The organism is Acidovorax sp. Root275, assembly GCF_001428965.1.
GTDB classification, from domain to species: domain Bacteria; phylum Pseudomonadota; class Gammaproteobacteria; order Burkholderiales; family Burkholderiaceae_C; genus Acidovorax; species Acidovorax radicis.
This window is the reverse complement of sequence record NZ_LMJH01000001.1, coordinates 1,166,250-1,187,444: the sequence shown is the minus strand read 5'-3', so window position 1 is coordinate 1,187,444 and position 21,195 is coordinate 1,166,250. Positions and strand designations below refer to the sequence as shown.

At 66.6% G+C, this 21,195-nt stretch carries 21 protein-coding genes; 11 read left to right on the top strand and 10 right to left on the bottom strand.

The features are described from left to right. Window positions 1–2: 2 nt before the first annotated feature. Both ASE52_RS05385 and ASE52_RS05380 read right to left on the bottom strand, forming a co-directional pair. Window positions 3–1,532, bottom strand: coding sequence for a thymidine phosphorylase family protein (locus ASE52_RS05385; protein ID WP_057224348.1), 1,530 nt, complete (start codon window positions 1,530–1,532; stop codon window positions 3–5). 205 nt (window positions 1,533–1,737) lie between these two features. Then, a complete protein-coding gene (locus ASE52_RS05380) occupies window positions 1,738–2,892 on the bottom strand; it encodes a PQQ-dependent sugar dehydrogenase (protein ID WP_082606760.1) in 1,155 nt (384 codons plus the stop codon). A 203-nt stretch (window positions 2,893–3,095) separates the two neighbouring features. Here ASE52_RS05380 and ASE52_RS05375 point away from each other — a divergent pair, with 203 nt between their 5' ends. Then, window positions 3,096–3,671, top strand: a complete 576-nt coding sequence (locus ASE52_RS05375) for a C40 family peptidase (protein ID WP_029412902.1) — start codon at window positions 3,096–3,098, stop codon at window positions 3,669–3,671. A 130-nt stretch (window positions 3,672–3,801) separates the two neighbouring features. Here the strand turns inward: ASE52_RS05375 and ASE52_RS05370 are convergent, their stop codons facing one another. Beyond that, window positions 3,802–4,188, bottom strand: a complete 387-nt coding sequence (locus tag ASE52_RS05370; protein WP_057224338.1) for a hypothetical protein — start codon at window positions 4,186–4,188, stop codon at window positions 3,802–3,804. Between the two features lie 106 nt (window positions 4,189–4,294). On the opposite strand from ASE52_RS05370, the gene ASE52_RS05365 reads away from it, so the two are divergent. From ASE52_RS05365 to ASE52_RS05355, 3 genes are all read left to right on the top strand, one after another. Beyond that, window positions 4,295–4,942 carry an adenylate/guanylate cyclase domain-containing protein gene (locus tag ASE52_RS05365; protein WP_057225237.1) on the top strand — a complete coding sequence of 216 codons (648 nt, stop codon included), beginning with the start codon at window positions 4,295–4,297 and terminating at the stop codon, window positions 4,940–4,942. 115 nt (window positions 4,943–5,057) lie between these two features. Then, window positions 5,058–5,312, top strand: coding sequence for a GlsB/YeaQ/YmgE family stress response membrane protein (locus ASE52_RS05360; protein WP_057224336.1), 255 nt, complete (start codon window positions 5,058–5,060; stop codon window positions 5,310–5,312). 70 nt (window positions 5,313–5,382) lie between these two features. Then, window positions 5,383–5,886 carry a hypothetical protein gene (locus ASE52_RS05355; protein WP_010458338.1) on the top strand — a complete coding sequence of 168 codons (504 nt, stop codon included), beginning with the start codon at window positions 5,383–5,385 and terminating at the stop codon, window positions 5,884–5,886. A 66-nt stretch (window positions 5,887–5,952) separates the two neighbouring features. Here the strand turns inward: ASE52_RS05355 and ASE52_RS05350 are convergent, their stop codons facing one another. The 3 genes from ASE52_RS05350 to ASE52_RS05340 all read right to left on the bottom strand — a co-directional run bounded on the left by ASE52_RS05350 (window position 5,953) and on the right by ASE52_RS05340 (window position 9,384). Further along, on the bottom strand, window positions 5,953–7,665 hold the full coding sequence (locus ASE52_RS05350) for a tannase/feruloyl esterase family alpha/beta hydrolase (RefSeq protein ID WP_198928060.1): 1,713 nt from the start codon (window positions 7,663–7,665) through the stop codon (window positions 5,953–5,955). Between the two features lie 154 nt (window positions 7,666–7,819). After that, a complete protein-coding gene (locus ASE52_RS05345; protein WP_057224335.1) occupies window positions 7,820–8,839 on the bottom strand; it encodes a tripartite tricarboxylate transporter substrate binding protein in 1,020 nt (339 codons plus the stop codon). A 68-nt stretch (window positions 8,840–8,907) separates the two neighbouring features. Next, entirely contained in the window at window positions 8,908–9,384 is a 477-nt protein-coding gene (locus ASE52_RS05340) for a DUF3237 domain-containing protein (RefSeq protein WP_057224332.1), read from the bottom strand. A 231-nt stretch (window positions 9,385–9,615) separates the two neighbouring features. On the opposite strand from ASE52_RS05340, the gene ASE52_RS05335 reads away from it, so the two are divergent. Next, window positions 9,616–10,464 carry a helix-turn-helix transcriptional regulator gene (locus tag ASE52_RS05335; protein WP_057225233.1) on the top strand — a complete coding sequence of 283 codons (849 nt, stop codon included), beginning with the start codon at window positions 9,616–9,618 and terminating at the stop codon, window positions 10,462–10,464. A 26-nt stretch (window positions 10,465–10,490) separates the two neighbouring features. Here the strand turns inward: ASE52_RS05335 and ASE52_RS05330 are convergent, their stop codons facing one another. Continuing rightward, window positions 10,491–10,934 (bottom strand): Lrp/AsnC family transcriptional regulator, encoded by a 444-nt coding sequence (locus ASE52_RS05330; protein ID WP_010458347.1) that lies wholly within the window; start codon window positions 10,932–10,934, stop codon window positions 10,491–10,493. Window positions 10,935–11,068: 134 nt separating this feature from the next. On the opposite strand from ASE52_RS05330, the gene ASE52_RS05325 reads away from it, so the two are divergent. From ASE52_RS05325 to alkB, 5 genes are all read left to right on the top strand, one after another. Then, window positions 11,069–11,977 (top strand): DMT family transporter, encoded by a 909-nt coding sequence (locus tag ASE52_RS05325; protein ID WP_057224330.1) that lies wholly within the window; start codon window positions 11,069–11,071, stop codon window positions 11,975–11,977. Window positions 11,978–12,027: 50 nt separating this feature from the next. After that, complete coding sequence (locus ASE52_RS05320; RefSeq protein ID WP_057224328.1) at window positions 12,028–14,871, top strand: DEAD/DEAH box helicase; 2,844 nt, start codon at window positions 12,028–12,030, stop codon at window positions 14,869–14,871. A 238-nt stretch (window positions 14,872–15,109) separates the two neighbouring features. Continuing rightward, window positions 15,110–16,243 (top strand): bifunctional DNA-binding transcriptional regulator/O6-methylguanine-DNA methyltransferase Ada, encoded by a 1,134-nt coding sequence (gene ada / locus ASE52_RS05315; protein WP_057225231.1) that lies wholly within the window; start codon window positions 15,110–15,112, stop codon window positions 16,241–16,243. After that, window positions 16,240–16,995, top strand: a complete 756-nt coding sequence (locus ASE52_RS05310; protein WP_057224326.1) for a 2OG-Fe(II) oxygenase — start codon at window positions 16,240–16,242, stop codon at window positions 16,993–16,995. Before ada ends, ASE52_RS05310 begins: the two co-directional genes overlap by 4 nt. Window positions 16,996–17,137: 142 nt before the next feature. Continuing rightward, a complete protein-coding gene (alkB, locus tag ASE52_RS05305; protein ID WP_057224325.1) occupies window positions 17,138–17,791 on the top strand; it encodes a DNA oxidative demethylase AlkB in 654 nt (217 codons plus the stop codon). A gap of 286 nt (window positions 17,792–18,077) precedes the next feature. On the opposite strand, the gene ASE52_RS05300 is transcribed toward alkB, so the two are convergent. Further along, complete coding sequence (locus tag ASE52_RS05300; RefSeq protein WP_057224323.1) at window positions 18,078–19,187, bottom strand: DUF3592 domain-containing protein; 1,110 nt, start codon at window positions 19,185–19,187, stop codon at window positions 18,078–18,080. A 355-nt stretch (window positions 19,188–19,542) separates the two neighbouring features. On the opposite strand from ASE52_RS05300, the gene ASE52_RS05295 reads away from it, so the two are divergent. Further along, a complete protein-coding gene (locus ASE52_RS05295) occupies window positions 19,543–19,986 on the top strand; it encodes an EVE domain-containing protein (protein WP_057224321.1) in 444 nt (147 codons plus the stop codon). A 51-nt stretch (window positions 19,987–20,037) separates the two neighbouring features. On the opposite strand, the gene ASE52_RS05290 is transcribed toward ASE52_RS05295, so the two are convergent. After that, window positions 20,038–20,649, bottom strand: coding sequence for an exosortase H-associated membrane protein (locus ASE52_RS05290; protein WP_010458362.1), 612 nt, complete (start codon window positions 20,647–20,649; stop codon window positions 20,038–20,040). Then, window positions 20,639–21,151, bottom strand: a complete 513-nt coding sequence (gene xrtH, locus ASE52_RS05285; protein ID WP_010458363.1) for an exosortase H — start codon at window positions 21,149–21,151, stop codon at window positions 20,639–20,641. Before xrtH ends, ASE52_RS05290 begins: the two co-directional genes overlap by 11 nt. Between the last annotated feature and the right edge of the window lie 44 nt (window positions 21,152–21,195).

The window sequence follows — 21,195 nt, the reverse complement described above, 5'->3', positions numbered from 1 at the left end:
TGTCAGAACTCCACAAAAACCTTGGGCACCTCGTCGGCGGTCCCCAGGCGGTAGCCGCTGTCCCCCTCGCACGCGTGGCGCGCGAACTCCAGGTCGGCTGGGTAGCTGGCGTGTACGCGGTACAGCAAGTCCCCCGCCGCCACGGTTTCGCCCAGCTTGTGCATCAGGTCCACCCCGGCGCCGGGCACCTTGGGCGCCCCGGCCAGCCGGGCCACGCGGGCGATCTGGTAGTTGTCGATGCCTGCCACCACGCCGCTGGCGGGGGCCACCACGTCCAGCGTCAGCACACCCAGTGCCGGATGGTTGTGGTCAAACCCCGTGCTACCTTGGGCGGCGATGATGGCGTTCATGCGCGCCAGCGCCCGGCCCGAGTCGAGGATGTCACGCGCAATCGCGTAGCCGTCGCCGCCGCGCACATCGGGGTCGCACTCGATCAGGCGCCCGGCCAGGCGCAGCGCCTTTTGCCGCAGGTCGTCGGGTGCGCGCGGATCGTTCTGCAGCACGCGCATCACGTCGCGCGCCTCCAGCACCGGGCCCACGCCGTTGCCCACGGGCTGGCGGCCATCGGTGATGACCACGTCCAGCGACAGACCCATGCGCCGCGCCACATATTCAAACAGCCGCCGCAGACGCTGCGCCTCGGGCATGGACCGCACCTTGGCCGTGGGGCCGATGGGAATGTCGAGTACGAGGTGCGTGGCCCCCGCCGCCACCTTTTTGGACAGGATGGACGCCACCATCTGCCCGGCCGAGTCGATGGACAGCGGCCGCTCCACCGAGATCAGCACATCGTCGGCAGGCGACAGTTGGGCCGTGCCGCCCCAGGCCAGGCAGCCCCGGTAATCGCGCACGATATCGGCCAGTTGCTCCAGTGGCAGCTCCACCTTGGCCAGTACCTCCATGGTGTCGGCCGTGCCGGCGGGGGATGTGATGGCGCGTGAAGACGTCTTGGGGCACAACATGCCGTGCGCCGCGACGATGGGCACGACCAGCATGGTGGTGCGGTTGCCGGGAATGCCGCCGATGCAGTGCTTGTCCACCACCAGCGGTTCGTGCCAGTCCAGCCGCCGGCCGCTGGCCACCATGGCATCGGTCAGGAAGAAGACCTCCTCCCGGTCCAGCTCGTTGCGGTGGCAAGCCACCACAAAGGCGGTGAGCTCGATCTTGGAATACCGGTGGTCGGCAATGTCGCGCACGATGGCACCGAAGTCCTCGCGCGTGAGGCGCTCGCTGGCGATCTTGCGGAACAGCGCGCCCATGGACTCGGGCGGCTCGGCCTGGGCCACCGACACGGTGTGGCCGTTGCCCACGCCGAGCTGGGCAAACGCGTCTTCCGACAGGCCCAGCTCGTGGCAGCCCACGATGGCGGGGTCGTCCACCACGTTCACCGTGGCCAGGATGCGGCGGCCGTTGGCGCGCACCTCGATCTTGGACAGGGCCTGGAAGCCCTCGGCCCGGTATACGGCGCAGTCGCGGTGCAGGTAGGCGACGTTTTCGCGCCAGGTGTCGATCGCCACACGGCGCAGGGCCAATTGAGACCGGGGCGGCGCATCGGCAGTGGCGACGAACACGGGTGGCGGGGATGCAGGTGAAGAGGAAGACGGCTCGGCATGCATCACGCCAGCCTAACCCCAAAGCGCGCGCCCACGCCTCAGGAAGACCCCGCGCCACCGCGTTGACCGGGCGGAAATTTCAGGCGGCATGACCTGGGTCAAGTTTCCCGTCGTCCGTTGTCCGTCACCCCGGCTGCAAGCGCAGCAGCTGCCCCTGCGGGCTGTCGGTCACCAGATAGAGCAAACCATCGGGGCCCTGGCGCACGTCGCGCAGGCGCTCACCATGGCCTTGCAGCAGTTTTTCCTCACGCTGCACCTTGCCGCCCGCCACTTCCAGCCGGTGCAGGGTTCCAAATTTGAGCGAACCCACAAACAGGCTGCCCTGCCACGCTGGGCCATAGCGCGTGCTGGTCAGAAAAGCCATGCCCGATGGCGCAATGGACGGCACCCAGTAGTGCAGCGGCTGCTCCATCCCCGCCTTGGCGGTGCCCTCGCCCATCTTGCCGCCGCCGTAGTTCTCGCCATAAGTAATCACCGGCCACCCGTAGTTGCGGCCCGGCTGGGGCAGATTGATCTCGTCGCCGCCTTGTGGGCCGTGTTCGTGCATCCACAACTTGCCGTCCGGCCCCAGCGTGGCGCCCTGGGGGTTGCGGTGGCCGTAGCTCCAGATCTCGGGCAAGGCGCCGGGCTGTTTGGCGAACGGGTTGTCGGGCGGCACGGCGCCGTCGGGGGTGATGCGGACGATCTTGCCGTGGTGGTTGTCGAGTTTTTGCGCGTCGTCCTTGCGCTGGTAGCGCTCGCCCAGCGCCAGGAACAGGTTGCCATCCGCCGCCTGCACAATGCGGCAGCCGAAATGTTGGGCGCTTTCCACCTTGGGCTGCTGGCTGAAGATCACCTTGACGTCCTGGAGGCTGCGCGTGTCTTCCGACAGCGTGGCCCGGGCCAGCGCCGTGCTGTTGCCGCGCGCGCCACCCGCCGCGGGTTCGGAAAAACAAAAGAAGATGCGGCGGTTGCGGGCAAAGCCCGTGTCCGTCACCAGGTCCAGCAGGCCCCCCTGGCCGCCGGCAGCCACTGCGGGCACGCCTGACAGCGCGGGGCCGACCTGCCCGCTGGCACTGACGACCCGCATCCTCCCCGGCCGCTCGGTGACAAGAAACTGCCCCTGCGGCAAAAAGGCCACCGCCCAAGGGTGGTCCAGCCCCTTGGCCACCGGCACCAGCGACACGGCCGGTGAAGTGTTTTGGGCACCACTGTTGCCGTGGACACCCAGCACTATCAAAAAGATAGCTATTTGCGCTTTATGAGCAAGCGACAGCGGCATTTTTCTCTTGAAATCCATCAACCTGTGCTCCTGAAAAGCAATAAAAATCGAACGTAACAGATGCCACCTGATGGACCCCATTTCAGGGGGCATGTGCGCCGCATCCAGGGCCTTCCAATGATCGGGTGGAGCCGGGGCATTTGATTTACTTCAACGAAATCAACAGCTTGCAAAAGTGATTATTTTCGATAAGTAAGCATTGCGTGTTACCCTTCGCCCCCATGTCCCGATGGCTTTGCATACTCCTCCTGGCCTGCGCCACCTCCGCCCAGGCTGCGCCGCAAGCGGCAAACCCTGACGATATGGACCGTTTCATCACGGACAAAGGCCTGCTGACGCGGCTGGAAGACGTGAGCCACAAGGTCGCTGACAAGGCCCACACGGTGGCTGACCGGGCATCCGGCTTGGTGGTCAACGCCATGGGGTTCCTGGGCGTGCCCTACAAGCGCGGTGGCAACAGCGCTGAAACCGGCTTTGACTGCAGCGGCTTCGTGCGCGCCATGTATGAGCAGACCGTGGGCCTCTTGCTGCCCCGCCGGGCTGACCAGCAGGCCGCCGCCACCCAGGTCATCGACAAAAAAGAACTCCAGCCCGGCGATCTGGTATTTTTCAACACCATGCGCCGCAACTTCAGCCATGTGGGTATTTACGTGGGGGACAACAAGTTCATCCACGCCCCCCGCAGTGGTGCCGAGATTCGCGTGGAAGACATGGGCGTGTCCTACTGGGCCCGCCGCTTCAACGGCGCACGCCGCGTGGCAGGATCTGCCAGCGACGATACGGCGCCATCCAAGTAGTACCGGCCGACGGCCGCCCCACCGTCCAGCCCGCGATATCTGGCCTAGCCGGAGGCCGTGCGAACTGCTTCGCAGAGATGGCCCCTGATGTCTTGTAGCAAGCTGCTCGATGCGCAGGTTGCTGCCCGGCCTATTTCTTGATTTCGTACACCGTTTCAGTGCTGCGGATGGGGCCACCCACCACATTCACCGGCCGGACGGACGGGTCGCGCAGCATGGCCTTGGCGGTGGCCATGTCCGCCTGATAGCGTGCCCGGGCCTGGGATTCGCAGCTCCTGCGCTCGGCCGAGCCCATGGCGCGGCATTCCTCCAGGCTGACCTTGAGGCCACCTCCGGCCTCACGAATGGCCGTCTGGTAGCGCTGCTGGGGCGTGGTGTCCGGCGCTGCCCCGCGCGCCAGCGACGCCTCGTCTCCATTTTGCGCAGCGGCTGTGGTGGGCACCACGGCGGCACCGCCCAGCGCCAGAGCGGCCACAAACACCAGGGAGAAAGAGCGGGTCTTGAGGTTTTTTGTCATCGGTCTTCCTTTCAGTGCAGACGCTCCAATGTACGACCCCACCACGCGCTGGCATGGCAAGCACCCGCCGCGCTACGATGTCGGACACCGCCCACAACCTGCTGCCATGACCGCCGTCCCACACACACCGCACGACAAGGCCAGGCTGCGCCGCCTGCTGTCGCAGCGCAACCAGGAGCCCGGCAACACAGCGGCCATTGATGCCGCCATCGAGCAGGCCTTTGTGCGCAATGTCGCGATTCTGGTGCTGGATATGTGTGGCTTCTCGCGCATCACGGCGCGCCATGGCGTCATCCATTTTTTGGCCATGGTGCACCAGATGGAGCAAGCCGCGCGCCCCGCCATCAGTGGCAACGGCGGCGAGGTCATCAAGCAGGAGGCGGACAACCTCTTTGCAGTGTTCGCCACGGCCGAGCAGGCGCTGGAAGCAGCCCTGGACACGCTGCGCGCCCTGGAGGCCATGAATGCCGTACTACCGCCCGAGCGCGCGCTATTGGTCAGCGCAGGCATTGGCTACGGCCCCACGCTCGTCATTGCCAGCGAAGACCTGTTTGGTCCAGAAATGAATTGCGCCTGCAAGCTGGGCGAGGACATCGCCGGCGCAGGCGACATCCTGCTCACCCATGCTGCCCATGCCAGCCTTCCAGCCAACCGCTACGCCTGCTCTGAGGAAGCCCACGAAATCTCGGGCCTGGTGCTGCAGTCCTACCGTTTTGGGCAGTGCCTGTTCGACCGCCCCTGGCGCAGCGCATGACCAAGGGGCTGACGGAGGGGACGCTTACAGGGCGCTTTGTCCGACAAGTCCACCGCTGCCCCGTCTTTAGAGTCAGCGCATCGCCGTCGTAGCAACAACACAGGGGAAAAAAATCATGGTGTCATTGATAGGAACGCTGGTGGTCGGTTTGGTGGTGGGTCTTCTGGCCCGCGCATTCAAGCCGGGGGATGACAAGCTGGGGTGGATCATGACCGCGCTGTTGGGGGTGGCGGGTTCATTTCTTGCCACCTACCTGGGTATGGCCATGGGCTGGTACCAGCAGGGCGAGGCAGCGGGATGGATTGCCTCGGTGGTGGGCGCCATGCTGCTGCTGGCGGTATACAGCTTGGTAAAAGGCAAAAGCTTATGAAATGATGGCCCACGGCCACCGTGGGTTGCCGGCCCTGTTTCACCCCAATCTCATCCGATACACCTGATCCATGCCCACTTCCTTGCAGATGGCGGCCGGCAATCCGGCCTTGGCCGCAGCCGTGCAACGCAGCCGCAAACTGCTGCACCGGCGTGCCCTGGTGGCCGCTGCCGCCAGCGCCTTGCCCGTACCTGGCCTTGACTGGGCGGTGGATGCCGCCCTGCTCTCCCGCCTGCTGCCGCAGATCAATTCCGAGTTCGGCCTGTCGGCCGCACAAATTGACCAGCTCGACCCCAACAAGCGCGAACAGGTGCAAAAGGCTGTGGGGTTGGTGGGCTCGGTGCTCATTGGCAAGCTGATCACGCGCGAGCTGGTCATCCGGGCCACGCAGACCGTGGGCCTTCGCCTGACCACCAAACAGGCGGCCAAATATGTCCCCATCGCGGGCCAGGCCGTGGCGGCCACCATTGGCTATGCCACGCTGCGCTACCTGGGCGAACAGCACCTGAAGGACTGCGTTCGCGTCGTGCAGGAGGCGCACCTGCAACTGCCCGCACCGAAGCGCTCCCGTTAAGAAATGGAGAGGGGGCCACACCGGCAGCCATTTTTTGCCGCGGTGTGGCTCCTGGGTCGCGCCCGGCTACTCCGCTGCGCAGACGAAGCTGCTCGCCTCCTCCACACTGCCTGATCCCTTGTAGCGCGCAAACTTGGGATATGCACACAGCGGACGGGTGCGGTGGGGAAAATCGGCGCTCGTGGGGAGTGCCTTTGCGGTGATCGAATCGGGCGCAATGCCCTTCTCCACCCAATCCACCATGGCCTGCACCGAGTCGAAATTGTCGGTCGCCGGTCCGCCTGAGCAATGGTTCATCCCTGGAACCATGAAGGCCCGCGCAAAACCCTGCGTGGCGGCCACGCCCCCATTGTTGGCAGCCAGGCGTTCGTAGTAGTCGATGGTGTCGAACGCCGAGAAGATCGGGTCGGACATGCCATGGATGAAGAGGAGCTTGCCACCCCGCTGTTGGTAGGCCGCCAGCTTGTCGTCGGCGTAGGTGTCGTAGATGGCTGAATACGCTGCCATGCGCGATGGGTCCGTGTCGAAATTGAACGTCAGCGGGTTGAACGTGAGGTCGGGCGGTGTGAAGAACTCATTGATCAGCGCATCGACCATCAGCGTGACGTAACGCGCATCGGGCGTCGCCGTGGACGAGTTGCCCAAGGTCCAGGAACGCCAACCGGGCGCGCCCAGTCCGGCATCCCAGGGTTGGCCGGTGTACAACGCCGTGCCTGCCGAGTTGCGGGGGCCCGCAAACACCTTCTTGAGCGCCCCCACCTGTGCGGACGACAGACAACTGTCCGTCTTGTCGCCACTGCATTGCAACGCTGCCGGGTCGAACGCCTTGCAGGCGCGGATGTTCTGGGCTAGGCCGTCCACCACCCCATCGGCCGCATCGCAGGTGGCGTTGACGGCGTTGGCCACCAGCTTGAGGTCGCTGTTGCTCAACGCCTTCGACAGGATGCGCTTGCCGCCCGCATCCTCTGGCGCAATGGCCGTGAACTGGATGGTGTTCCACATGGCCGCCACGGTGGCGCCGCTTGATACGCGCATGGCAGGCGCACCGGCCGTGATTCCGTCGAAATAGTCGGGGAACCGCTGCGAGAACATCATTGCCTGGCGCCCTCCGCCTGAGCAGCCCGAAAAGTACGAACGGTCCGGCTTGCGGCCATACAGCGCACTGATGAGCGACTTGGAGGCCACGGCCGTCTTGTCATAGGAGTTGTAGGCATGGTCGATGCGGGCCTGCGGGTCGGCCCCGAAGCTGGCCGAGGTGCCGGTGTGCCCCGCATCGGTGGAAACCACCGCAAAGCCCTGGCCCAGTGGCGACGGCGTGCCGCCCGAGATGCTGGAGCTGAGCGAGGTGTCGCGCAGGATGCCGTCATTGCCCCCACCCCCGATGAACAGGAACCGCCCGTTCCACTGGTCGGGCAGGCTCAGTTGAAAGCCGATGGCGTAGTTCTTGCCGTCCACCCCCAGGCGGGGATTGATGCTGCCGGTGACCACGCAGTGCCCGGGCAGGAAGGCCCCTGTGGCGGCATCGCCCGGGCGCTTGGTGCCCGGCTCTACGTAGCTCGTCACGAGCGTGGTGGCCGCCAGCCCCGCTTTGGAGGGCAGCGCGGCGCAGGCGGCTGCCGACGAGACCGGTTGGGCCTGCGCATCACCGTGGCCACCACCGCAGGCGGCCATCAGCAGGGGCATGGCGAGTGCGGCAGGGCCAATGTTGCGGCGCAGTCGGGCGATGGGGGCTGTTGCAGATGCAGGCGGCAGAGCCCGCCGGGCATGGTCAAAGGGCATGGTCGATGTCTCCTGAAGCTGTTGTGATTGCGAGGGGCGTTGCGAGCATTCGCCGGGCATGGCTGCGCCCGGGCACCTGCCGCCGGTGCGGGTGCTGTGGGAACGGCAGGTCGTGCTTGGGGCGGCGTCAGCCGCTCCATCGGCGGTCAGCCCATCAATCCGCCTTGAAACCCGTCGCCGCCACCGCTTTGCCCCAGGTCACGGTGTCCGCGGCGATGGTGCGGGCAAAGTCCTGCTGGCTAGTGCCCGTCACGCGGAAACCCGCCTCTTCCATCTTGGCCTTGCCCTCTGGCGATTGCACGGCCCGCACGATGTCGGCATTGAGCTTGGCGACGATCTCCGGCGGTGTCTTGGCTGGCGCCACGATGCCGAACCACGACGAGAACTCCAGGTTGGCGTAGCCCTGCTCCTTGATGGTGGGCACGTCCGGCAGCGTGTTGGTGCGTGTGGCACCCGTGGTGCCCAGCGCGGCCAGCTTGCCGGCCTTCACATTGGGGGCGGCCAGGCCCACGCTGGCGAACACCCCCTGCACGTCGCCGCTGAACAGGCCGCCCAGCGCATCCGCCGTGTTCTTGTAGTGCACCGGCTCGGGCTTGAGCTTGACCGCATCGCCAAACATGAAGGCGCCGAAATGCCCGGGCGTGCCCGCTCCGAAGGTGGCCAGGAACAGGCCCTTTTGCTGCTTAGTCCAGTCCACGAACTCCTTCACGTTGCGCGCCGGCACCTTTTGCGGGTTGACCAGCAGCACAAAGTCGGAGGTAACCACCTGGCTCACGGCCGTGAAGTCCTTGGCCGGGTCGTAGGGCAGCTTGTTGTAGCTGCTGGGTGCAATGCTGAGCTGGCCCGTTTCGCCCAGCATCAGCGTGTACCCGTCTGGCGCGGCGCGCGCGGCTTCGCTGGCGGCGATCAGGCCGCCGGCGCCGGGCTTGTTGTCCACGATCACGCCGGCGTTGCCCCAGCCCTCGGAGAGCTTTTGTGCCAGCAGGCGCGCCACGATGTCCGGGCCTGTGCCCGCAGGAAAGCCGACGATGATGCGCACGGGCTTGCTGGGGTACGTGGCTGCCCCCTGCGCCTGGGCGCCGGCCCAGGGCGCGAGCCCGGCGAGCAGGGCGGCGGCCAGAAGAGCGCGGCGTGGCGTGGCGATGAAAGAGGTGGGCTTGGCGGTGGTCTTCATGGATGTCTCCAGGGTTCTTGTACGTTGGGAAGATTCAAAAATTCAGAAATTGCCCGGGGTGCCGGGCGCTAGCGCAGCTCAAAAAAGCGCATGGCCACCGCATCCGGGTAGCGCGCGCCGGTGCCCACAAACATGCGCTCGGCAATCCAGCCAAGCGCCGTGGAGGCGGTCTCGAAGCTCGGGCTGCAGCGGAAATAGACTTGCGCCGGGTCCACCGGCTCGCCGCGCACCAGGCGGGCGATCAGTTCGGCCGGGCCGGAGCGCACCGCCCGGTTCTGCACATAGATGAGATCGCCGCCATCGGTTTCGAGCACGTAGCGGGCGTCCAGCTCCGACAGCCGGTCGTTCACGATGAGCTGGAAGTCCGCGCCACCGGGCAGCACCCGGGCACTCCAGCCATCGCCGGTGGCGGTGCCGCCCAGGATGGGGATCAATCGCCGCAACCCGTGCACGGTGTGGCCCACCTCCTGGGGGGTGCCGACCTCCACGCGCAGGTCGGCAAAAAATCGGAATTGCGGTTCGGGCAGGGGGATGAGGTCAGACATGGGACCTAGCGTAAGTCCCGTTGCCACCCAAGCCTGTCATCCCAGAGGATGACGGGATAACCCGGGCTTTCGGCAACAGAATCGGGGGCGTTTTCAGCGCACACTCCACGCTTTCGGCAACGAACACTCCAATTTCCGACTTTTCCCATGCGGCAGTGGCTCCCCCCTTCCCTGCAGAAAACACCCGGCCGACAGGTGCTGCAAAACCCCGCCAGCGAAACCCTGGCGAGCATGGTCCACCGCCTGGGCGGCAATGGCTTTGCAACCGGGCTGCTGCAGGACCTGGAGCCCGTGTTGCCTGCGGCCTCGTGGTCGGTGTACCGCACAGGCCACCGCTGCAAGCCCACGCTGTTCATGTCGGCCAGCCGGGGCGTGCCCGACACCACGCAGGACTGTTGGTGGGCCTATCTGTCGGGCCCCTACCGCAGCGATAGCACCTGGGGCCGGGCTTTTGATGAAGCGCCGTTTGCCCAGCCCGAGACGCGGCTGTGCCACGTCACGGCCACCGAGGTGGAGGGCGAACACCGTGCCCGGGTGTATGAGGCCCACGGCGTGGCCGAGCGTGTGTCGGTGGTCGAATACGAAAGCGATGGCTCGGTGTTCGCCGTCAACTTCTACCGCCACCAGCACCAGCGGGCGTTCAGCGACCGGCAGATCGGCGCGTTCGAGTCCGTGGCGCCCGTGCTGCTGGCCCTCACGCGCAAACACATTGTTCTGTCGCACCCGTTTCCCCCCACTGCCACGGCTGCCTGGCGAACAGAGGACAGTTGCCCGGGCCCGGCAACGTTGACCGTGAATACATCGGGCGCCCCCGCACTCCTGCCAGCCGGCGCCGCACTCGCCCCGCTGGCCGCCGATGGGCTGCCGGTGCTCCGCATGCGCCTGATGCGCCTGCAGTCCGAACTGACCGACCGCGAACTGGACGTGTGCGCCCGGTTGCTGCAGGGCATGACGCACGAGGGCATCGCCAGCGACCTTGGCCTGAGCGTGCCCACCGTCAAGACCTACCGCAACCGCGCCTTTGCGCGCCTGGGCATCCACTTTCGCAACGAGCTGTTTGCGCGGGTGCTGGGCGGATAGAAAGGGCCTCCCCCGCTCTCACAATCTCAGACGCCCGGCGACCATGGCGGTGGTCGCCGCCGGATGGTCTGCGCCTTCACGATGGCCGTGCTCGTCTGCGCCTTGTCGGCAATGCGGTCCAGCACGCCGTCGAGCTGCTCGATGGAACGCACATACACCCGGGCGACAAAGCAGTCGTCGCCGGTGACCTTGTCGCACTCGCAGAACTCGGGCGTCTCCTGGATCAACTTCTCCACCGCCGCCAACTGGCCCGGCAGCGGCTTGATACGCACGATGGCCTGCAGCTGATAGCCCAGAGCGCGCGGTTCGATGTCCACCGTGAATGCGCGGACCACCCCGCGCTCCTCGAGCCGCCGCAGTCGCTCGGACACGCTGGGCGACGACAGGCCCACACGTTCGCCCAGCACCTTGAGTGAAGTGCGGGAGTCCTGGTGCAGCACGGTCAGGATGGCCTGGTCGATGGAATCCATGGCAAGCAGCTCCTCAAAGTCAATGGTTGCCTCAGATTATGAGGGTTTACTGAATAAATGCCTTTCTTCATCCATTCCACGCACAGGCCCGTTTTCCTATAGTCATTCCATCAACTCACGGATGGAGTGACCCCATGGACAAGAAAACGCAAGGCACGCTGGAGATGGGCACCGCCATGGCCATATCGGGCACCATCGGCTGGTTTGTCGTGGAATCCGGCCTGCCGGCGCTGAACGTGGTGTTCTGGCGCTGCGTGTTCGGCGCGGCCACGCTGGCGGCCGTGTGCGCCGCCATGGGCCTGCTGCACGGCGTGTTGACCTGGCGCACGGCAGCGTGGGCGGCCCTGGGGGGCGTGGCCATCGTCACCAACTGGCTCCTGCTGTTTGGGGCGTATGCGCATGCTTCCATTTCGATCGCCACGGCGGTCTACAACACCCAGCCCTTCATGCTGGTGGTGTTTGGCGCCCTGCTCTTTGGCGAGCGCATCACCCCAGCCAAGCTCGGCTGGCTGGCCCTGGCATTCGGCGGCATGCTGCTCATCGTGCAGGCCCGGCCCGGCGCGAGCCAGGGCGGCACACACTATGCGCTGGGCATCGCCATGGCGCTCGGTGCTGCCTTCTTCTGGGCCATAGCCTCGGTGATCGCCAAACGCCTCACCGGCACGCCGCCCCACCTCATTGCCCTGGTACAGGTCTGCGTGGGTGTGCTCCTGCTGGCGCCGTTTGCCAACCTGGGTGCCCCCCCGCAAGGTGCCCGCACCTGGCTGCTGCTGATCACGGTGGGCGTGGTGCACACGGGCCTCATGTACATCCTGCTGTACGGCGCCGTGCAGAAGCTGCCCACCTACCTGCAGGGCGCGCTGTCCTTCATCTATCCAGTGGTGGCGATTGGCGTGGACTTTGTCGCGTTTGGTCACCGGCTGCAGCCTGCCCAGTGGCTGGGAGCCGCCGCCATCCTGCTCGCTGCGGCCGCCATGCACCTGCAAGGCAGCCGGCCCCGGGCGACGACCGCCGCGCAACCGGCGCCACAAGGCGCCAAATAGCGCCGCATCCTGCCAGGCCCAGCCCACGGGCACGGCACAATCACCGGCCAGTGACACACCCCGGTGACCTCCCTTCCCCCGCCGAGCCGCCCGCGCCGCCGCGATCCGACCGCCAGGCGGTGATCGCCGCCTGGGTGACCGCCCTGCGCCGCCAGGCCAATGCAGCAGCGCTGAAGGCCCTGCCCCCGCTGACGGACGCCGAGGCTGCACGCGTGATGGGGTTGATGCGGGGCGACGAGACCGACACAGAGACTGCCACGCCACGCACCCAGCGGACCGCGCCACCGCCCGGCATCGCCACCGGGCACTTCCGCCCGCGCATCACACTGATGACGCTGGGCCGTGGCGACGGCCTGCTGGGCCTCAAGCCCCAGGGCAAGATGGGGCCGCGTGGCGACAGCGTGACGCTGGCCCAGATCGACTGGACCTACCGCACCCAAGAAACGCCGCCGGGGGCCATCGCCTGGCAAACACCCGCCCCTACCTCCATCCTCAACTCGCGCCCCGCCCCACTGCAGGACCTGTACGACACCGGCGGTCCCGTGGTGCGCATGCAGCGCGACGTGGCGGCCGAGTCGGACGCCATGGACTTGGTGTGGGACCTGGGCCTGCTGCCCGTGGACGCCCGCTCGCTGCAATGGCGCAACCGCGATGCCGCAGCCAGCCTGGGCCCGCTGTGGACGCTGGCGCAGGAGGCCTTCTTTGGCGACTTCTGGGCCGAGCAGATCCCCAAACTCCGCGCCAGAGGCTGGAGCGTGGTGGTGCAGCCCGGCTTTGCGCACGAAAGCGTGCCCGTGTTGCGCTGGAAGCTGCACATTGCCCCCGACACCGGCGAACTGCTGGGCAAGGAAGTGGATGGCCCACTCGGCCCACGCGAGCGCCCCGTGCAAAAACTGCAGCTGCCCGAGCGCGAAGGCGCCTGGTTGCTCAGCCTGGGTATCGAGATCGACGGCGAAACGCTGGACCTGGCCCCCATGCTGGCCGACCTGCTGCGCCGCGACGCACGCTGGCTCAATGCCCGGCAGATGGCCGCCATTGACGACATCGCCATCATTTCGCTGCGCGCCCCGGGCGGCAAACGCATCGACGCGCCCGCCGGCCCGCTCAAGGCCATCGTGGGGGCCATGGTCGATCTGCTGACCGACCCGACCCGCAAGCAGCGCAAGGACGGCGACCCACTGCACCTGGGCGCCTGGGAGGCCCGCCGTGTCGAAGCCCTGCGCGCCGGACTGGTGCTGGCCCACCGCGTGGGCACGGTCAATGGCTGGAACAACGATTGGCAGTTGCAGGGTGATCTGGGCTTGGCGCAGCTGGCCCGGCGCCTGCGCACCATCGGCACGCCCCAGCCCGTGGCCGCACCGCAGGGTTTGCAGGTGCAACTGCGCCCCTATCAACTGGAAGGCCTGGCCTGGTTGCAGTATCTGCGCGCCCAGGGGCTGGGCGGCATCCTGGCCGACGACATGGGCCTGGGCAAAACCGCGCAGGCCCTGGCCCATGTGCTGGCCGAAAAGGAGGCCGGGCGCCTCACCCGACCGGCCCTGGTGGTGCTGCCCACCTCGCTGCTCTTCAACTGGCAGGCCGAGGCCGCGCGCATGGCCCCCGGCCTGCGCGTGCTGGCACTGCATGGCGCCAGCCGGGGCCAGCGCTATCTGCAGATGGCCGACCACGACCTGGTGCTGACTACCTACCCGCTGCTCTGGCGCGATGTGGAGGCGCTGGCCGCACAGCCGTTCCACCTGCTGATCCTGGACGAAGCGCAGATGGTGAAAAACGCCGGCAGCCGCAGCGCCCGCGCCTTGCGCAAGCTGCAGGCCCCGCACCTGCTGTGCCTGACGGGCACGCCACTGGAAAACCACCTGGGCGAGCTGTGGGCCCAGTTCGACTTTTTGATGCCCGGCTTTCTGGGCGATGTGCGCAGCTTCAACGCCCGCTGGCGCAAGCCCATCGAGGAAAACGGTGAAACCCTGCGCGCCCAGCTCCTGTCGCAGCGCGTGCGCCCCTTCATCCTGCGCCGCCGCAAGCAGGACGTGGCCACCGAACTGCCGCCGCGCACCGAAGTCATCCAGCGCGTGCAGCTACAAGGCAAGCAGCGCGAGCTGTACGAGGCCGTGCGCACCACCGCCGACAAGCAGGTGCGCCGCGCGCTGGAGCGCCGGAGCTTTGACGGCGCGCAGATCACCATCCTCGACGCCCTGCTCAAGCTGCGCCAGGTCTGCTGCGACCCGCGCTTGGTGAAAGGCACCACGAAGACCGCGCAAACGATGGAACGCGCCAAGCTCGAACTGCTGGCCGACATGCTGCCCGCCTTGGTCGAGGAAGGGCGCCGCGTGCTGGTGTTCTCGCAGTTCACTGAAATGCTCGCGCTGGCGGCCGAGTTGCTCGATACCCTGGCCCTGCCCTACCTCACCCTCACGGGCCAGACACCGCCGGGCCAGCGCGGCGCGGTGGTGCGGCAGTTCCAGGCGCAGGACGCAACCAGCGCGCCCATCCTGCTCGTCAGCCTCAAGGCCGGTGGTCTGGGCCTGAACTTGACCGCAGCCGACACTGTGATCCACCTCGACCCCTGGTGGAACCCCGCCGTGGAAGAACAAGCCACGGCCCGCGCCCACCGCATCGGGCAGGACCAGCCCGTGTTTGTCTACAAGCTGGTGGTGGAAGGCAGCATCGAAGAACGCATGCTGGAGCTGCAAGCCCGCAAGGCCGCGCTGGCCCAGGGCGTGCTGGGCCATGACGCCGAGGGTGCGGTCAAATTCAGCGAGGCCGACCTGCGCGCCCTGCTGGCGCCACTCACCGAACCGGCCAACAATCCGCTGGGCATTCCGGGTGAAGACGCGCTGCGCTGGGGCGGCACGGGCAAACGGCGGCCCCGGCCACTGCAGCCGCCTGAAGTTTGATTGTTTTTGGCCGCTAGCGCTTATTGATAAAGCGCTAATAGCTATCAAAATAGAAGCAAATCAGATCTGAGGCCCTTGGCCTCCGAAAAGCGCAGAATTCAAAAGCAAGCTTCGGAGTGCGCCCCGCCCACCCCGTCCCTAGAGTGCATGGCATCGCAATCCACCTTGTGAGCCATCCACCATGAACCTGAACACCATTCACCGCAGCGCCGACGCCCTGGCCCAACCTTTCACCGCCATGCCCAGCCGTGCTACCCCCTCCGCCAAGGCGGCACAGGCCGCTGCCACCCAGGCCGACCCGCGCTGGGCGGCGGTGGTGGCGCGCAGCGCGGCGGCGGACGGCCGCTTCTGGTATTCGGTGCAGACCACGGGCGTGTACTGCCGCCCCAGTTGCGCGGCGCGCGCCCCCCGGCCTGAGAACGTGCGGTTCCATGCCAGCTGCGCAGAGGCTGAAGCCGCCGGCTTTCGCCCCTGCCAGCGCTGCAGGCCCCAGCAGCCCACGGCGCTGTCGCACCATGCCGCGCTGGTCACCGAAGCCTGCCGCCTCATCGAAGGCGCTGCGGCGGGCGGTGCGCCCACCCTCGATGCACTGGCCGCGCAAGTGGGCCTGAGCGCATCGCACCTGCACCGCATCTTCAAGCAGGCCACGGGACTCACGCCCAAGGCCTATGCAGCCGCCCAGCGCGCGCAGCGCCTGCGCAGCGCGCTCGGCGAGCAGCCCACAGCCTCGGTGACGGATGCGATCTACGGCGCGGGCTACCAGTCCAGCAGCCGCTTTTATGAACAGTCGGCCCAGGTACTGGGCATGACGCCCAGCCACTACCGTGCAGGCGGTGCGGCGCAGGACATCCGGTTTGCCATTGGCCAGTGCTCGCTGGGTGCCATCTTGGTGGCGCAAAGCGACCGGGGCATCTGCGCGATCTTGCTGGGGGACGATGCCGACACCCTGGCGCGCGACCTGCAGGACCGGTTTGCGCACGCCAACCTGATCGGTGGCGATGCCGCGTTTGAAACGCTGGTGGCGCAGGTGGTGGCGTTTGTCGAGGCCCCGGGCCTGGGGCTGCACCTGCCGCTGGATGTGCGCGGCACGGCGTTTCAGCAGCGGGTGTGGCAGGCGCTGCAGGCCATTCCTCCAGGGCGGACCGCCAGCTATGCCGAGGTGGCCCAGCGCATCGGCGCGCCCACTGCCGTGCGGGCCGTGGCGCAGGCCTGTGCGGCCAATGCGCTGGCGGTGGCCATTCCCTGCCACCGGGTGGTGAAAAGTGATGGTGCGTTGTCAGGCTACCGCTGGGGCGTGGAGCGCAAACGTGCATTGCTCACGCGCGAATCCGCCACGGAGCCCGCACAGCAGCGGGTGGAGAAGGTGGCATGAGCGCTATCCCACGGCCCACCTCACCTGCCTTGCAAAACAGCGAATGGGTACAACGCGCGGCCGCCATAGACTGGCATGTGGCCGCCGAGGCCCTGCACCAACAGGGCAACGCCGTGCTGCCCCAACTGCTGGGCGCCGCCGAATGTGCAGCCGTGGCCGGGCTGTATGGCAGCGCCGACGCCACCACCTTCCGCAGCCGCGTGGTGATGCAGCGCCACGGATTTGGCCAGGGCGAATACCGGTATTTCAGCTACCCCCTGCCCAGCCTGGTCGCCGGGTTGCGCGAGGCGCTGTACCCCCACCTGGCGCCCATCGCCAACCAGTGGAACACCGCCATGGGCATCGATGTGCGCTACCCGGCGCGGCATCCCGAGTTCATCGCCCGCTGCCACGCCGCAGGCCAGGTGCGCCCCACCCCGCTGCTGCTGCAGTACGCCGCTGGCGACTACAACTGCCTGCACCAGGACCTGTATGGCGAGCATGTGTTCCCGCTGCAGGTGGCGATTCTGCTGTCGGAGCCAGGGCGCGACTTCACCGGCGGCGAATTCGTGCTGACCGAGCAGCGCCCGCGCATGCAGTCGCGGGCCGAGGTCGTGCCGCTGCAGCGGGGTGACGCCGTGGTGTTTGCCGTGCACCACCGCCCCGTACAGGGCACGCGCGGGCCGTACCGCGTGCAGATGCGCCATGGCGTGAGCCGGTTGCGCAGCGGGCAGCGGCACACGCTGGGCGTGATCTTTCACGATGCTGAATGATGCTCCCCCTGTGCCGCTTCGCATTTTCCCCTCCGGGGACGCCACCGGTGGCCCGGCAAAGCCGGTTCCACGGTGGCACTGGCATGGCGCGTGCCAGTGGCGACGGCTGCAGGCAACACTGCCACCATGGATTGCCACCTCTATGAGCCTCAGTCTTTTCGACGATCCACCCCAACCCATTCAGCCGTCCGAGGTGCTGGAGCCCGGCGCCGTGGTGCTGCGCGGTTTTGCGCTGGCGCAGGCTGCCGACCTGCTTGCGGCGGTGCAGCAGGTCACGGCCCAGGCGCCCTTCAGGCACCTCATCACGCCGGGCGGCCTGCGCATGTCGGTGGCGATGACCAACTGCGGGAAATTGGGCTGGGTCAGCGACCGCCGCGGCTACCGCTACGACCCCACCGACCCCGACAGCGGCCAGCCCTGGCCGGCCATGCCACCGCTGTTTCGCCAGTTGGCGCTTGAAGCGGCTGAAGCAGCGGGTTTCCCTGGCTTTGCGCCCGATGCCTGCCTGGTCAACCGCTATGCGCCCGGCACCCGGTTGTCGCTGCACCAGGACCGGGACGAGGGCAACTATGCGCACCCCATCGTGTCCGTGTCGCTGGGCATTCCGGCCGTGTTCCTGTGGGGCGGTGCCCAGCGGGCCGATAAGGCACGGCGCATTGCGCTGGTGCACGGCGATGTGGTGGTGTGGGGCGGCCCGGCACGGCTGCGGTTTCACGGCGTGCTGCCGCTGCCCGAGGGCGTGCACCCGCTGACAGGCGCGCACCGCACCAACCTCACGTTTCGCAAGGCGGGCTAAGAACCTGTTCAAAATCTTTTCGGGGATCACATTGGAGTGCCATCGTGATGGACGTGGATGCTTCGGATGCGCCGCATGGGCTCGTGCCCATACAAGCAGCCGAGGCATCCAATCGCCCGATTTCACTCCAACCCTTCGGGCAAGTGCCTTGTCGGGCGGTCTGCTGTGTTGCGACGCTTGCCAATAGCACGGGCTATTGGCTGCACCCCGCGCCTTGCATCCCATCCCGGCAAGGCACTTGTGCGACCCTGAAAAGATTTTGAACAGGTTCTAAGGGCGGTGAATTTCAGCGGATGGGGTAACCCGTCCAGCCGCCGATGGACGCCAGCATGCGGTCGGCCTCCGCGCGCCCTTGCAGGTCCTGGGCAATGGTGATCTTTTTGCCGCTGCGCAGTGCAGCCTCGATGCGGAAATACACCTGGCGCCGGCCATTGGTCTCCACCGCATAGCTCTCCACCACGTTCAGCCGGGCAATGTCGTGTGCGGGCACCTGGTGCCACTGCAGCATCAGGCCCAGCAGGCGCCGCTCGGTGCGCAGGCCGTCGTGGTCCAGCCGCACCCGCAGGCTGTTGGCCAGCGCATAAAAGCTGCTGATCAGCACTGCCCCACCCATGCCCCCAAAAAGCAGGCGGAACAGCCAGGGCGCCACATCCGCGTGGGCCTCCTGTTCCCAGGGCACCAGCAGGCCCACGGCCAGAAACACACACCCGACCAACCCCAGGGCCAGCTTGAGCCCCCACCACCGCCCCGCCGGAAAATACATCTGCACGCCACCCGGAATGCGTTCCACCTTGCCGGGTGTGCCCCCAGCCACGGCGCGCTGCGCCGACGTTTTGCGCCCTGCCCGCGACGGTGCACGCAGCAGGTGCACCAGCATGCCCACGCCAAAGCCACCAAACACCACCACAAACACCATCTGGAATGCCAGCAGGCCGGGTCGCAGGCTGCGGTCGATCACGGCCTCTGCGGGGTTGGAGGCACTCACCCAGATGGGCACCGGCTGCCCGTTCTGCAGCGCATGCTCCAGCCGCTCACCCAGCGCCTCCTGAAAATCCCCCAAGTTGTCCCCACCACTGCCGATGGCCACGCGGTCGCCCTCGTACTCGCGGCCCGCCACTTGGTACCGGTAGCGCGCCGTGACGTGGTACGTGGTGGACTTGCTGCTGCGGCTGGTGTTGAGCTGCGCAGAGACCAGAGTGGCCTGCGCCGGTTGCCAGAACTGCATGCGCGACCAGTCGTACAAGGTGGGCAACACGCCCAGCAGCAGCATGCCCACGCCCACGGCGGCAAAGGGCAGTGCAAACAGGCCGAACCACCACGAGCCCGCCCGCTTGCGGTCCGAGCCAGAGGCAACAGGGGTTTCGTTGCGGGTGCTTTTGGAGGTGTTTCTTGCCATTGTTTTAATGCGTGGGTGCCATTGCGCTGAACCCGGCTGAACGGCCAACTCGGGCCACCTTATCTTGGCGGACTGGCAGGCAGACGAGGTTGCAGCCAGATTCTGCTGCGCACATTTCGCCTGTGCAATCCCTGGCACGATCCATGTTTTGAAGATAAATTTGGCCTCCAGCGCTTGCTGAATAAGCGCCATTAGCTACCAAAAATGTAGCATAACTCCACCATGTTGCACGCACCAGGTGGATGCCGGGCATTGCGGTGTTTGCCAAAATGTCGCCATGGCACAACCCCATCCCGCTGCAACACCGCCCTCGGCGCCCTCACCCCTGTCGGCCCGCCCCCCACGCTTTTGGCTCATGAAGTCGGAACCCGAGGAGTGCTCCATCGACGACGCCTTGTCTGCCCCGGGCGCCACCGTGCCCTGGACCGGTGTGCGCAACTACCAAGCCCGCAACTTCATGCGCGACGGCATGCAGGTGGGTGATGGCGTGCTGTTCTACCACTCCAGCTGCCCCGAACCAGGCATTGCCGGCATTGCGCGTGTGGCCAGCGGCACGCGGGCCGACCCCACGCAGTTTGACCCTGCGTCGCCTTACTACGACCCCAAATCCCCCGCCGACACACCCCGCTGGCTGCTTCTGGATGTGCAGGCGCAGCGCAAGACGCGGGTGGTGGGCCTGGCGGAGCTGCGGGAACACCCGGATCTGGCGCAGATGCGGGTGCTGCAGCGCGGAAACCGCCTGTCGATCACCCCGGTGGAGCCCGCCGAGTGGGCTGTGATCATGAAGATGCTGGGCTGAGGCTACCAGCTGACTTGCCGTGCTTCGGGCCAGCCCTGGGGCCACCCCGCTTCACTGCGGCCGTTGAACGGCCACCGCAGCGCGTGCCTGGGCGTGGAGCTTGGCCAGAAACTCCCGGTCCAGCAGCAGCCAGAGCATCACCGGGGCCAGCGCGGTAAAGATGAACAGGTTGAAGTGGTACAAGAACGCCACCACGTCGGCCACCCAGCCGGGCAACCCCGTCTGCACAAACACCTCGGGCCCCGCCCGGTTGAAGACATCGTTGCACCACTGCAGGGCCACGTTGAGTGCCTGGATCGGCAGCATGGCCAAGGAGCCTATGAGCAGCTTGCGCCCCCAGTGACGGGGAAACGATGCCAGCACCAGAGCCCAGAAGATCACGATGCCGTAGCCCAGCAAGCGGTAGTCCACCAAAGGAGCCAGCTTGCCCGACTTGAACTGGCCGTTTTGCACGGAGACCACCTTGAGCGTGGTGTTCAACAACGCCGTGGTCTCTTTCTGGGTGTAGCTCAATGCCCAGTGAAACAGGGTGGAAGCCGCCTCACCCGCCATGAAAAACACGGGCTTGGAGAGCTGTGGCGACAGGTAGTACCACAGCGGCATCAGGCACAGCAGGCTGACGATGGCAACCAGCAGGAAACGTCCGACCGAACTAAGCTGCATTTGGAATGGCGGGTTGGGGAGGTTGTTGCCGGGCGATCCAGCGAATCCAGAGCATCCAGACCACCAGCACATCCAGCATGATGAGTGCCTGCCAGAGGTACAGGTGGGCAAACTCGAACACGGTCATGTTCCACTTGCCCAGGTAATACAGGCTGATGATGCGCAGCAGATTGACGACCTGCACCGCCGCAATGCCCATGGCGATGCCAGCGAGCTTGTGTTTCCAGTTCGAGGGAAACGCGATCATGCCGGCGATGAGGATGATCGCTGCCTCCACCCCGTTGCAGCCCGCCTCGATGGACACCGCAAAGCCCGTGGCCTTGCTCATCAGGATGCGGCCGTGGTGCGCCACATCCGAGTCGAGCGGGGTCATGAGCGCCGCGCTGGCGGTTGCGAGCAGGCTGGTCCAGGGCTCGATGGCGACCCGTTGCACGTCATCGAGCATGTCGATGCGAAAGAGGACCGCCAATACGGCGATGAAAATCAGAAAAAATCGGACCATACGTCGATGAGAAGAACCTGGTGAAGCGCGCACCAAAGCGCCAG